This is a genomic window from Mycobacterium sp. IDUB_3 (assembly GCF_055419585.1).
In genome coordinates this window covers 84,450-96,568 of the sequence record NZ_JBVAXZ010000003.1, presented here as the reverse complement: position 1 = coordinate 96,568, position 12,119 = coordinate 84,450, and the positions used below count along the sequence as shown (strand labels likewise).

The following is a 12,119-nucleotide window of genomic DNA, read 5'->3' as shown; positions in this document are numbered from 1 at the left end:
CTGAAAGTTCAATCATGGCAATCAATCTGGAACTTCCCCGCAAGATGCAGGCGGTGACGACGAAGACGCATCAGGGCGCCGCCGAGTTGATGCGACCGATCGCTCGCAAGTACGACCTCAAGGAGCACGCGTACCCGGTCGAGCTGGACACGCTGTTCAGCCTCTTCGAAGGTGCCTCGGAGTCAATCGAATTCGCGGGAGCGAACGCGCTGGGCGGCGAGGACGAAGAACGGGACAAGAACCACAACGGTGCCAACATGGCCGCGCTGCTGCAGACGCTGGAAGCCAGCTGGGGCGATCTCGCGATGATGCTGTCGGTCCCCTATCAGGGGCTGGGTAACGCGGCCATCTCCGCTGTCGCCAACGAGGAGCAGCTGCAACGCCTGGGCAAGGTGTGGGCGGCGATGGCCATCACGGAACCGGGCTTCGGGTCGGACTCGGCCGCGGTGTCGACGACCGCCACCCTGGACGGCGACGAGTACGTGATCAACGGCGAGAAGATCTTCGTCACCGCCGGATCCCGCGCCACCCACATCGTGGTGTGGGCGACGCTCGACAAGGCACAGGGCCGCGCGGCGATCAAGTCATTCGTCGTGCCGCGCGAACATCCCGGTGTCACGGTCGAACGGCTCGAGCACAAGCTCGGCATCAAGGGTTCCGACACCGCGGTCATCCGGTTCGACAATGCCCGCATCCCGAAGGAAAACCTGCTCGGCAACCCCGAAATCGAGGTGGGCAAGGGCTTTTCCGGAGTGATGGAGACCTTCGACAACACCCGACCCATCGTCGCCGCAATGGCGGTCGGTGTCGGCCGCGCCGCGCTGGAGGAGATTCGCAAGATCCTCACCGAGGCCGGCGTGGAGATCTCCTACGACCGGCCCTCGCACGTCCAAAGCGCGGCGGCATCGGAATTCTTGCGGATGGAAGCCGACTGGGAGGCCGCCTATTTGCTGTCGCTGCGCGCGGCATGGCAGGCCGACAACAAGATCCCCAATTCCAAAGAAGCGTCGATGAGTAAGGCCAAGGCCGGCCGGATGGCCACCGACGTCACGCTCAAGACCGTCGAATTGGCAGGTACCGCGGGATATTCCGAGCAGTTGCTGCTGGAGAAATGGGCGCGCGACTCGAAAATTCTGGACATCTTCGAAGGCACGCAACAGATTCAGCAGTTGGTGGTCGCCCGCCGCCTGCTGGGCCTGTCCTCGTCCGAGCTCAAGTAGCGACCGCGTTCAGCCGCCCGCGGGCTTCGTCGTCCAGTTCGACGGACGCGACCTCCATGTTCTCCTCCAGGTGGCTGCGCGACGAGGTGCCGGGGATCAGCAGCACGTTGGGCGCAACGCCGAGCGTCCACGCCAACGCGACCTGAGCCGGTGTGCGACCCAGACGCTGCGCGGTCTCCTGAACCACCGGGTGGCTGAGCACCGGGTTGGGCCGCGCGAACGCCGCACCGAGCGGAAAGAACGGGACGAAGGCAATCCCCCGAGCCTCGCATTCCTCCAGCACCGGGGCCGACTCCCGGTGCACCAGATTGAATGCGTTTTGCACACAAGCGATCTCGGTGCGCTCAAGGGCGTGCAGCAGGTGCTCGCGGTTGACGTTGCTCAGCCCGACTCCGCCGATCAATCCCCGGTCGCTGGCCTCGATCATGACCGAGAGCTGGTCGTCGAACGCCCGGTCCGGGCCGTCGCTGTCGAACACTCGCAGGTTGACCACGGCCAGTCGCTCGACGCCGAGGCTGCGCAGGTTCGTTTCGATGTCGCCGCGCAACTCGGCCGGCGCGCCGGCGGGCAGCCAGGCGCCCTTGCTGTCGCGGCGCCCGCCGACTTTGCTGACCAGCGCCAGGTTCGGCGGATAGGGATGCAGCGCAGCACGAATCAGTTCGTTGGCGACGTCGGGACCGTAAAACTGCGAGGTGTCGATGTGGTCGACACCGAGTTCGACCGCGCGGCGCAGCACGGCGAGCGCCTCGTCGCGGTCGCGCGGCGGACCGAACGCATTGGGCCCGGGCAACTGCATGGCACCGAAGCCGATGCGATTGACCGAAAACCCTCCGAGTGGAAAGGGATCCATACGGTGAGGTTAGCGTCGAAGCATGGACACCTTTCACGCGCTCGTCGCGCGCCAAGATGGCGACCGGATAACCGCGTCGGTCGAGACTCTGAACCACTCCGACCTGCCCCCCGGCGACGTGACCATCCGGGTTCTGTATTCCAGCGTCAACTATAAAGACGCGCTGGCACTGACGCCGGGTGGCGGCGTGGTGCGCGACTATCCGGTGGTCCCGGGCATCGATTTGACCGGCGAGGTCGTGGAGTCGACGTCCGCCGACTTCGCCGTCGGCGACCAGGTACTGGCCCACGGGTATGCCATCGGCACCGGGCACCACGGCGGCTACGCCGAATACGCACGCTTGCCGGCCGACCAGGTGGTGCCGCTCGGCGCGTTGAGCCCGCACGAGGGCGCCGCGATCGGAACGGCGGGCTTCACCGCCGCGATGAGCGTGCAGGCGCTGATCGGCTGGGGCATCACGCCCGACGCCGGCCCCATCGTCGTCACCGGAGCCACCGGCGGCGTCGGCTCGGTCAGCGTCGACCTGCTGGCGGGCGCGGGCTATCAGGTCGTCGCCTCGAGCGGTAAAGCCGAGGCCGCCGAGCGGCTCAAAGCCCTCGGCGCCGCGGAGCTTATCGGCCGGCTGCCCGCCGACCCCGACGCCAAGCCACGGCCGCTCGGCAAGGCGCGCTGGGCGGGCGGCGTGGACTGTGTCGGCGGCGCGACCCTGGCCGACGTGCTCAGCACCGTCGATTACGGCGGCGCGGTGGCGGCCAGCGGCCTCACCGGCGGCCCGGCCCTGCACACCACGGTGCTGCCCTTCATCCTGCGCGGCGTCGCGTTGCTCGGAATGGACTCGGTGCTGATGCCGATCGGACCGCGCCGCGAATTGTGGGCCCGGCTCGGCGATTCGCTGCGGCCACGCCATCTGGACTCGCTGGTCAGCGATGTCGACGTGAAAGACGTCGTCGGCGTGATCGACCAGGTGCGCGCCGGCAAATTCTCCGGCCGGGCCGTGGTGCGGGTCGCGGGCGGATTCTGAACGGCCAGTAGGCTCTGGTGGCATGCGCGCGGTACAGGTGACTCGGCTCGATGGTCCAGACGCGGTCGAGCTGACCGACATCGACGAACCGTCGGGCGACGGGGTCGTCGTCGACGTACACGCCGCCGGGGTGGCCTTCCCGGACGCCCTACTCACCCGGGGCCTCTACCAATACCGCCCGGAGTTGCCGTTCGTGCTCGGCGCCGAGATCGCCGGCGTGGTCCGATCCGCACCCGAGGGCGCGCACGTCGGCCCCGGTGACCGGGTCGTCGGCCTCACCATGCTGTCCGGCGGCATGGCCGAGGTCGCGGTGCTGGCCCCGGACCGGGTGTTCAAGCTGCCCGACACCGTGAGCTTCGAGGCGGGCGCCGGCCTGCTGTTCAACGACCTGACGGTGTACTTCGCGCTGACCGTCCGGGGCCGGCTGCAGCGCGGCGAGACGGTTCTGGTGCAGGGCGCGGCCGGAGGCATCGGCACCTCGGCGCTGCGCCTGGCGCCGGCGTTGGGCGCCTCCCGCACCATCGCCGTGGTCAGCACGCAGGACAAGGCCGACATCGCCACCGCGGCCGGCGCGACCGATGTGGTGCTGGCCGACGGTTTCAAGGACGCGGTGAAGGAGTTGACCCACGGCCGTGGCGTCGACATCGTCGTCGACCCGGTCGGCGGCGACCGGTTCACCGACTCCCTGCGTTCACTGGCTCCCGGCGGGCGACTGCTTGTCGTCGGGTTCACCGGCGGTGAGATTCCTACCGTCAAGGTAAACCGGTTGCTGCTCAACAACGTTGACGTGGTCGGCGTGGGCTGGGGCGCCTGGGCGGGGACGCATCCGGGCGCGCTGGACGAGCAGTGGGCGGGACTCGAGCGATTGCTCACCGCCGGGGAGCTGGCCCCGCCCGAGCCGGTGGCCTACCCGCTGGAGCAAGCCGCGACCGCCGTCGCCTCCCTGGAGAACCGCAGCGCCAAGGGAAAGGTCGTGCTGCGCGTCCGCGGTTAGCCGCCGCGCTTGGCCCAGCTGCCACAGTGGTTTCGGCGCGGGGCAGTTGACTGTTTGCCCGCCTCATAGCGGCAACCGTCGGCCGGCTTCGCGCGAATGGGGCTTGTCGCCGCGAGGTGGGCACAAGACAGGCCTTGCCCCGGCGGAGACGCCTGTGGCGCACGTGACGAATGCGCGACGGTCACGAGGACAGCTCGCGCCGACCCGGATGCGACCGCTCGCGGCGGCCCTTGTGCGGTCCAAAAAGAGAAAGTAATGTCACTTTCAGTTTTGTAAACCCTGATCGCCACCAGCTGGCCCCATCGGAGGAGCCGTCCATGGAATCCTTTGTGCACCTGCGAAAAGGCCGAACACCGCGCCGCCTGCACGCCGACCTCGAAGGCCTCAAGGACGACGAGTTGGGCCGGGGCGGCTTCACCGGCCGGACGGCCAACCTGTACCGGAGCCACGACCCCACCGCCTACCGATCGGTCGGCCCGCTGCGGCCCATCGACGTGCTGTCCAGCGAGCTCAAACCCAGCGACACCACCGAAGCGGACGGCGGACCGCTGCTGATGTTCAGCAACGACGACTGCCGAATCCTGTTGAGCCGTCGTCACGAGCCGATGCCGTTCTTCGTCCGTCACGTCGACGGCGACCTGCTGTGCTTCGTCCACCAGGGCAGCGGCCTGGCCGAAACCGAATTCGGGCCGCTGCGCTACCGGGAGGGCGACTGGCTGTACATCCCGAAGGCATGCACCTGGCGCCAGCTGCCCGACAGCGCGACGACGATGCTGATGATCGAGGCCACCGACGAGTTTCGGGTGCCGCCACCCGGTGCGCTGGGCCGTCACTTCCCCTTCGACCCGTCGCAGGTCGTCATTCCCGAGCCGGTGCCGGCCGACGAGGCCGACGGTGAATTCGAGGTTCGGCTCGTCCACGAGGGCGGCCCGACAACGCTGTTCTACCAACATAATCCGCTCGACGTCGAGGGCTGGCGCGGCGATAACTTCGCGTTCACGTTCAACATCGCCGACTACAACGTGGTCACCTCCGACAGCGTCCACCTGCCGCCGACGGTGCACCTGTTCATGCAGGCCACCGGCGTCTATGTGATGAACTTCCTGCCCAAGCCCGCCGAGGGGATTCCGGGCACCGAACGCACACCGTGGTATCACCGCAACGTCGACTACGACGAGATCGCCTTCTTCCACGGCGGCTCGCTGTACGGCATCCCGATGCCACCCGGTTTGATATCCCATGCGCCGCAAGGGGTTCACCACGGCGCACCGGAGAAGGCACGCGAACGGGCGCGCCGCAAATTCGACGACTACTCCCGCGTCGACTGGCAGGTAATCGCCATCGACACACGCCGGCGGCTCACCCCGTCGGCAGAGGTACTGGCCCACGACCTAGGACAACATTGATGAAACACGAGTATGACCGGATCCCGTATCTCGTAGCCTTCCAGAACAATTCCGGGGTACGGGACGTCTACGGCGGCCTGGCCGAAATCACCGTGCTGGAGAGCTACCTGCTCAAGCCGAAGGACAAGCCGTCGGACACCGTGCTGGTGTTCATGCATCCCATCGGCGGGGGCGCCTACCTGCCGATGATCAACGCGCTGGCGCGGGCCGGCCATCACGTCATCTACTGCAACAGCCGCTTCCGCGGCACCGACTCGGCGCTGCTGATGGAGAAGGTCGTCGAGGATCTCGGCGAGTGCATCAAGGACGCCAAGAAGCGGCTCGGCTATCAGAAGGTGGTGCTGGCCGGATGGAGCGGCGGCGGTTCGCTGTCGGTGTTCTACCAGCAGCAGGCGCAGAATCCCACCATCACGTCCAGCCCGACCGGTGACGGCCCCGACCTGACCAAACTCGACCTGCCCGCGGCCGACGGCATCATGCTGCTGGCCGCGCACATCAGCCGGCACGGCACGCTGACCGAGTGGCTGGACGCGTCGATCCTCGACGAATCCGACCCGACCAAGCGCGATCCCGAGCTGGACCTGTACAACCCCGACAACCCCAATCAGCCGCCCTACAGCCAAGAGTTCCTGGACCGCTACCGGCAGGCGCAGATCGACCGCAACCGGCGCATCACCGCATGGGTGAGGGACAAGCTGGGCGAGTTGGCGGCCGCCGGCCGGCCCGATGACGAGTTCGGTTTCGTCGTGCACGGCACCATGGCCGACCCGCGCTGGCTGGACCCGGCCGTCGATCTCAACGAACGCGTCCCCGGCACCTGCTACCTGGGGGATCCTCAGGTGGTGAACATGAGCCCGGTCGGGCTGGCCCGGTTCTCCACCCTGCGCGGCTGGCTTTCGCAGTGGAGCTACGACGACGCCCGCGGCGACGCGGTGGCCTGCGGACCCGACCTCGCGATCCCCGCGCTGGTGATCGGTAACCTGGCGGATGACGCCTGCACGCCCAGCCACACCCGGCGGCTGTTCCAGGCGATCGGACACGAGGACAAGGAGATGCACGAAATCCCCGGCGCCACACACTATTACGCGGGCCCCGACCAGCGCGACGCGCTGCGGGCCGCCGTCACCATTGTCACCGACTGGCTGGTGCGGCACGATTTCGCGAGCGCCGTATGACGGTGAGCGGTCCGCTGGACGGCGTTCGGGTGCTCGAACTGGGCACCCTGATCGCCGGGCCCTTCGCGGGCCGGCTGCTCGGCGACATGGGCGCCGACGTCATCAAGGTGGAACTGCCCACGGCCCCGGACCCGCTGCGCACCTGGGGTCAGGCCGAGCTCGACGGGCAGCACGTCTTCTGGACGGTGCACGCGCGCAACAAGAAGGCGATCACCCTGGACCTGCGTCACCCCCGTGGGCGTGAACTGTTCTGCGAGCTCGTCGAGAAGTCCGACATCGTGGTGGAGAACTTCCGTCCGGGCACCCTGGAAAAGTGGAACCTGGGTTACGACGTGCTCAGCGAACGCAATCCGGGCATCATCCTGGTCCGGGTGTCCGGCTACGGGCAGACCGGACCGGACGCCACCAAGGCCGGCTACGCGTCGGTCGCCGAAGCGGCCAGCGGGCTGCGTCACCTCAACGGTTTTCCGGGCGGTCCGCCGCCCCGGCTGGCGCTCTCGCTCGGCGACAGCCTGGCCGGCATGTTCGGTGCCCAGGGCGCGCTGGCCGCGCTGTACCGGCGCAGCGTCACCGGGCGCGGCCAGGTGGTCGACGTCGCGCTGACCGAATCATGCTTGGCCGTACAGGAATCCACCATTCCCGACTATGACGTCGGCGGCGTGGTGCGCGGGCCGTCGGGCACCCGGCTCGAGGGCATCGCCCCGTCCAACATCTACCGCAGCGCCGACGGCTCGTGGGTGGTGATCGCCGCCAACCAGGACACCGTCTTCGCCCGGCTGTGCAAGGCGATGGGCCGCCCGGAGCTGGCCACCGACGACCGGTTCGCCACGCACGTCGCGCGGGGCCGCAATCAAGACGAACTCGACAACATCATCGGCGCCTGGGCCGCGGAACGCCAGCCGGGCGAGATCATCGAAACTCTTTCCGCCGCAGGCGTGATCGCGGGGCCGATCAATACGGTCGCCGAGGTGGTCAACGACCCGCAGCTGCGGGCGCGCGGCATGCTGGTCGAGCACTACGACGAACGCGTGCAGCGCAACGTGTTGGGCCCCGGCATCGTGCCGATGCTCTCAGAATCGCCAGGGCAGGTCCGCAACGCCGGCCCCGCACGCCCGGGCCAGCACAACGACGACGTCTTCATCGGGCTGCTGGGCAAGACGGCCGAGGAGCTCGATGAGCTGCGCGCCGAGAAGGTGCTATGACACGCGCCGGCGACGATGCAGAGCCCAGCGATGAGCAGGAGGGGCGCCAATGACACATGTTGAGATTCGAGAAGTGGCCCTGCGCGACGGTCTGCAGATCGAAACGCCAATTCCGTTGTCGGCCAAGCTCGAACTGCTGGCCGCGGTGGCGGCCACCGGCGTTCGCGAGGTAGAGGTCACCGCGTTCGTCTCCCCGACGAAGGTGCCGTCGATGGCCGACGCCGCCGAGCTGGCCGCCCATCTGCACGACTACCCCGACATCGAATTCTCGGCCCTGGTGGCCAGCCCCAACGGCGCCAAGCGCGCCGTCGCCGCCGGGCTGCGCTCCATCGAGTACGTGGTGGCCGCCGACGACACCTTCAGCGAGGCCAACGTCGGGCGCACCAGTACCGAGGCCGCCGACCAGATCGACGAGATCGTCGCGATCGCGCACGACAGCGATGTCACCGTCGAAGTCGTCATCGCCACCGCCTGGGACTCACCGTTCGAAGGCCCCACCCCGCCCCAGCGGGTGCTCGAGATCGCCGCGGCCGCCCGCGACCGCGGCGCCGACCGCCTGTCGATCGCCGACACCATCGGCACCACCACCCCCGGCCGGGTGAGTTCACTGATCGCACAACTGCGTCCGGTGATCGGCGACCTGCCGCTGGGCGGGCATTTCCACAACACCCGCGGCTCCGGCCTGGCCAGCGCCTACGCCGCGGTCAGCTCGGGGGTGACCCGGCTGGACGCCTCGGTCGGCGGCCTGGGGGGTTGCCCCTTCGCTCCCGGCGCCACCGGCAACATCGCCACCGAGGATCTCGTATACCTGCTGCGCGACAGCGGCATCGACGTGGACGTCGACCTGCAGGCCGCCATCGCCGCGGCCGGCGTGGCAAAGGCGGTGGTGGGACACGACCTGCCTAGCGCCCTGTTGCGCGCCGGTGACCGGATGCGGAACTGATGTCCGCCCCTGAGGCGAACCGCGAGCTGACCGCCAAGGGCCGCCAGACCAGGCAGGCCATCGAGCAGGCCGCCCGGAAGCTGTTCGCCGAACGGGGCTTTCACGGCACCACCCTGGCCGACATCACCTCGGCCGCGGGAAAATCACCGGCGGTGTTCTACCGATACTTCACCGACAAGGAAGACCTGCTGGCCGCGCTCGCGCAATCGTTCCTGCACGAGGTGGTGACGCCGTCGGGACTCAGCGTCCACCTGCCGGACTCTCCCCCGCAAGTCGGAGGTGCCCCCACCGACGACGACGACTTTTTTACTGCGGTGGTCACCGGCTACTGGAACATGTTCAAGCAGAACATCGGCATCATGATCGCCGTGGCCCAGCTGGCCGCCACCCAGCGGCGCTTCGCGGCCGTGCAGAACGAATTCCGCCGGTTCGGAATGGACCTCGTGGCGGCATCGGTGCGCCGGGCCCAGGATCAGGGCTACGGCGCCGAGCTGCACCCCCAGCACATCGCGGCGGCCATCGCGTTGCTGTTCGAGAACTTCACTACCGTGTTCGTCGGACCGTCCGGGCCCGCGGGCCTCGGTCTGAACATCAGCGATGAAGACGCCATCGCGACCTTGTCGACGGTCTGGAAGAAAACCCTGTACGGCGGCCTCACGAGATCTTAGGAGAAGACGTGGATTTCACTCTGCCAGAGCACCTTCCGGGCGTGCTCGCCGAGATGGACGAGTTCATCGAGGGCGAGATCAAGCCGCTGGAACGCGAGAACATGCAGTACTTCGACCAGCGTCGCGAGCATGCGCGCACCGATTGGGACAACGACGGGATCCCGACACGCGAATGGGAGGATCTGCTCGCCGAGATGCGCCGGCGAGCCGATAAGGCCGGCTGGCTGCGCTACGGACTGCCGGCCGCGCTGGGCGGGCGCGATGGCACCAACGTCGACATGGCGGTTATCCGGGAACACTTGGCGCACAAAGGCCTTGGCCTGCATAACGATCTGCAGAACGAGTCGTCGATCGTCGGCAACTTCCCGCAGGTGATCATGATGGAACGGTTCGGCACCGACGAACAACGCAAGGAGTGGTCGGAGGCGCTGATCACCGGCGAGCGGTCCATGGCGTTCGGCCTGACCGAGCCGCAACACGGATCGGATGCCACCTGGCTGGAGACGCACGCCGAACGCGACGGCGACAGCTGGGTGATCAACGGCTCCAAGCGGTTCAACACGGGCGTGCACCGCGCGACCCACGACCTGGTCTTCGCGCGCACCTCCGGTGAACCCGGAGCCGCCCGGGGCATCACCGCGTTCCTGGTGCCCACCGATTCGCCCGGCTTCAACGTCCCCTACTACTGGTGGACCTTCAACATGCCCACCGACCACGGCGAAGTCGAGTTGACCGATGTTCGAATTCCCGCCGACGCGGTGCTCGGCGAGGTGGACCGCGGCCTGGAAGTCGCCCAAACCTTCCTGCACGAGAACCGGATTCGGCAGGCAGCGAGCAGTCTGGGCGCGGCGCAATACTGTATCGACCGTGCGGCCGAATACGCGGCCGGCCGAAAGGTATTCGGTAAGCCGCTGTCGGTGAACCAGGCCGTGCAGTGGCCGCTGGCCGAGCTGGCGACCGAGGCGCAGATGGTGCGGCTGCTGGTGCAATACGCCGCCTGGCACCTGGACCGCGACCATCACATGGAGGTCTCCGACAAGGTGTCGATGGCGAACTACCGCGCCAATCGGCTGGTCTGCGACGCCGCCGACCGCGCCATGCAGGTTTACGGCGGCCTCGGCTACAGCCGGCACGAGCAGTTCGAACACATCTACCGCCATCACCGTCGCTACCGGATCACCGAGGGCGCAGAGGAGATCCAGATTCGCCGGGTGGCGCAGCGGCTGTTCAAATTCGGCGCGAAGTGATGGATCGCGACGAGTCGGCGGAACTGGCCTCCAAACTGGCGAGGGTGCTCACGGCGGCCGTCGGCGCCGACACCGCGGTCGAGAACCTGCGCGCGCTGACCGGTGGCGCCAGCAGGACCACCTGGGCGTTCGAGGCCGTCATCAACGCGCAGCGTCGTGCGCTGATCTTGCGCACCGGCCCGCCCGACGATGTGCATGCCGGCATGGAGCTGGAAGCCAGGACGCAAGCGGCCGCGGCGGCCGCCGGCGCGCCGGTCCCCCACGTGCTGATCGCCGACAATTCCCCTGCCGCACTGGGCAATCCGTATCTGATCTGCGACGAGATCAAGGGCGAGACCATCGTGCGGCGCATCCAGCGTCAGCTCGACGGCGCCGACGGGCACACCTCACGCACCCGATTGCTGCAGCAGTGCGCGCAGGCGGTGGCCGCCATTCACCGCGCCGACACGGACATTCCGGACCTGACCCACGAGGACCAACTCGCCGAATGGCGCCAGCGCCTCGACGACATGGGCGACACCACCGCAACATTCGAATGGGGGTTCCGCTGGCTGGCCGCCCACCGACCCCCGCCGTCGCCGGCGGTGTTGGTGCACGGCGACTTTCGGATGGGCAACCTCATCGTCGACGGATCCAACCTTGCCGCGGTGCTGGATTGGGAGCTGGTGCACGTCGGGCAGGCCTACGAAGACCTGGCGTGGTTCTGCATCCGGGCCTGGCGATTCGGCGCCCCGGCCAGTCTCGGCGCGGGCGGCCTGGGCAGCATCGAAAGCTTTCTGCGCGCCTACGAGCAGGCCAGCGGGACTACCGTCGACCGGGTGGCGTTTCACTGGTGGCTGGTGCTGGCCACCTTGCGCTGGGGTGTCATCTGCCGCTTCCAGGCCGAACGGCACCTGAGCGGACAACACCGCTCGGTCGAATTGGCCACCATCGGACGTCGCGTCTGCGAGACCGAGTGGGACCTGCTCAACCTGCTCGATACGCCCGGGGACGAGGCGCCCCGCGCGGCGGGGCGAGGAAGCGGGCGATCGGGGCTGAGCCCATGATCGGCGCATACGGCCGCCCGCTGGCCGCCGAACTCGTGGCCGCGGTCGCCGAATTCCTGGAAAGCGACGTGCGCGGTGCGACCGAAGGCCAGGTCAATTTCCACGCTCGGGTCGCCGCCAACGCGCTGCGCATCGTCGAGCGCGAACTGCTCGACGAGAGCGAGGCGGAATCCCGCACCGCACTCGTCGGCCTGGGCTTCACCGACGAGGAACAGCTGGCCGCGGCGATACGGGCCGGCGATCTGGACGGGCAAGCCGACCAGCTCACCGCCTGCCTGCGCACCCTGGTACGACGCCGATTGGCCATCGCCCACCCGGGATACGACAGCGAATAGCCCGGCGAGTCA

The 12,119-nt window shown here is 68.1% G+C and carries 12 protein-coding genes; 11 read left to right on the top strand and 1 reads right to left on the bottom strand.

The features are described 5' to 3' along the window. Window positions 1-14 precede the first annotated feature (14 nt). Window positions 15-1,220 carry an acyl-CoA dehydrogenase family protein gene (locus ACZYVJ_RS25460; RefSeq protein WP_463833996.1) on the top strand — a complete coding sequence of 402 codons (1,206 nt, stop codon included), beginning with the start codon at window positions 15-17 and terminating at the stop codon, window positions 1,218-1,220. Here ACZYVJ_RS25460 and ACZYVJ_RS25455 read toward each other — a convergent pair. Next, window positions 1,213-2,070 carry an oxidoreductase gene (locus ACZYVJ_RS25455; protein WP_463833995.1) on the bottom strand — a complete coding sequence of 286 codons (858 nt, stop codon included), beginning with the start codon at window positions 2,068-2,070 and terminating at the stop codon, window positions 1,213-1,215. The genes ACZYVJ_RS25460 and ACZYVJ_RS25455 overlap by 8 nt on opposite strands. Window positions 2,071-2,092: 22 nt before the next feature. On the opposite strand from ACZYVJ_RS25455, the gene ACZYVJ_RS25450 reads away from it, so the two are divergent. The 10 genes from ACZYVJ_RS25450 (at window position 2,093) to ACZYVJ_RS25405 (ending at window position 12,107) form a co-directional block, all read left to right on the top strand. Then, window positions 2,093-3,091 carry an acrylyl-CoA reductase family protein gene (locus ACZYVJ_RS25450; protein ID WP_463833994.1) on the top strand — a complete coding sequence of 333 codons (999 nt, stop codon included), beginning with the start codon at window positions 2,093-2,095 and terminating at the stop codon, window positions 3,089-3,091. 22 nt (window positions 3,092-3,113) lie between these two features. Continuing rightward, window positions 3,114-4,085: an NADPH:quinone oxidoreductase family protein gene (locus ACZYVJ_RS25445; protein WP_463833993.1), complete on the top strand. Its 972-nt coding sequence runs from the start codon at window positions 3,114-3,116 to the stop codon at window positions 4,083-4,085. A 317-nt stretch (window positions 4,086-4,402) separates the two neighbouring features. Next, window positions 4,403-5,491, top strand: a complete 1,089-nt coding sequence (locus ACZYVJ_RS25440; RefSeq protein ID WP_463833991.1) for a homogentisate 1,2-dioxygenase — start codon at window positions 4,403-4,405, stop codon at window positions 5,489-5,491. Continuing rightward, window positions 5,491-6,666 (top strand): alpha/beta hydrolase family protein, encoded by a 1,176-nt coding sequence (locus ACZYVJ_RS25435; protein ID WP_463833990.1) that lies wholly within the window; start codon window positions 5,491-5,493, stop codon window positions 6,664-6,666. Before ACZYVJ_RS25440 ends, ACZYVJ_RS25435 begins: the two co-directional genes overlap by 1 nt. Next, window positions 6,663-7,868, top strand: coding sequence for a CaiB/BaiF CoA transferase family protein (locus ACZYVJ_RS25430; protein ID WP_463833988.1), 1,206 nt, complete (start codon window positions 6,663-6,665; stop codon window positions 7,866-7,868). The genes ACZYVJ_RS25435 and ACZYVJ_RS25430 overlap by 4 nt, the downstream gene beginning before the upstream one ends. 49 nt (window positions 7,869-7,917) lie before the next feature. Next, entirely contained in the window at window positions 7,918-8,811 is an 894-nt protein-coding gene (locus ACZYVJ_RS25425; protein WP_463833987.1) for a hydroxymethylglutaryl-CoA lyase, read from the top strand. Next, window positions 8,811-9,479: a TetR/AcrR family transcriptional regulator gene (locus ACZYVJ_RS25420; protein WP_463833985.1), complete on the top strand. Its 669-nt coding sequence runs from the start codon at window positions 8,811-8,813 to the stop codon at window positions 9,477-9,479. Before ACZYVJ_RS25425 ends, ACZYVJ_RS25420 begins: the two co-directional genes overlap by 1 nt. 8 nt (window positions 9,480-9,487) lie before the next feature. Then, window positions 9,488-10,726: an acyl-CoA dehydrogenase family protein gene (locus ACZYVJ_RS25415; RefSeq protein WP_463833983.1), complete on the top strand. Its 1,239-nt coding sequence runs from the start codon at window positions 9,488-9,490 to the stop codon at window positions 10,724-10,726. Further along, window positions 10,726-11,772 carry a phosphotransferase family protein gene (locus tag ACZYVJ_RS25410; RefSeq protein ID WP_463833982.1) on the top strand — a complete coding sequence of 349 codons (1,047 nt, stop codon included), beginning with the start codon at window positions 10,726-10,728 and terminating at the stop codon, window positions 11,770-11,772. Before ACZYVJ_RS25415 ends, ACZYVJ_RS25410 begins: the two co-directional genes overlap by 1 nt. After that, entirely contained in the window at window positions 11,769-12,107 is a 339-nt protein-coding gene (locus tag ACZYVJ_RS25405; protein WP_463833980.1) for a DUF6285 domain-containing protein, read from the top strand. The genes ACZYVJ_RS25410 and ACZYVJ_RS25405 overlap by 4 nt, the downstream gene beginning before the upstream one ends. Window positions 12,108-12,119: the final 12 nt, after the last annotated feature.

Coding starts and splice junctions, on each gene's coding strand:
- ACZYVJ_RS25445 (WP_463833993.1), top strand. CDS start 3,114: ATGCGCGCGGTACAGGTGACTCGGCTCGATGGTCCAGACGCGGTCGAG.
- ACZYVJ_RS25435 (WP_463833990.1), top strand. CDS start 5,491: ATGAAACACGAGTATGACCGGATCCCGTATCTCGTAGCCTTCCAGAAC.
- ACZYVJ_RS25405 (WP_463833980.1), top strand. CDS start 11,769: ATGATCGGCGCATACGGCCGCCCGCTGGCCGCCGAACTCGTGGCCGCG.
- ACZYVJ_RS25425 (WP_463833987.1), top strand. CDS start 7,918: ATGACACATGTTGAGATTCGAGAAGTGGCCCTGCGCGACGGTCTGCAG.
- ACZYVJ_RS25455 (WP_463833995.1), bottom strand. CDS start 2,070: ATGGATCCCTTTCCACTCGGAGGGTTTTCGGTCAATCGCATCGGCTTC.
- ACZYVJ_RS25420 (WP_463833985.1), top strand. CDS start 8,811: ATGTCCGCCCCTGAGGCGAACCGCGAGCTGACCGCCAAGGGCCGCCAG.
- ACZYVJ_RS25450 (WP_463833994.1), top strand. CDS start 2,093: ATGGACACCTTTCACGCGCTCGTCGCGCGCCAAGATGGCGACCGGATA.
- ACZYVJ_RS25430 (WP_463833988.1), top strand. CDS start 6,663: ATGACGGTGAGCGGTCCGCTGGACGGCGTTCGGGTGCTCGAACTGGGC.
- ACZYVJ_RS25410 (WP_463833982.1), top strand. CDS start 10,726: ATGGATCGCGACGAGTCGGCGGAACTGGCCTCCAAACTGGCGAGGGTG.
- ACZYVJ_RS25460 (WP_463833996.1), top strand. CDS start 15: ATGGCAATCAATCTGGAACTTCCCCGCAAGATGCAGGCGGTGACGACG.
- ACZYVJ_RS25440 (WP_463833991.1), top strand. CDS start 4,403: ATGGAATCCTTTGTGCACCTGCGAAAAGGCCGAACACCGCGCCGCCTG.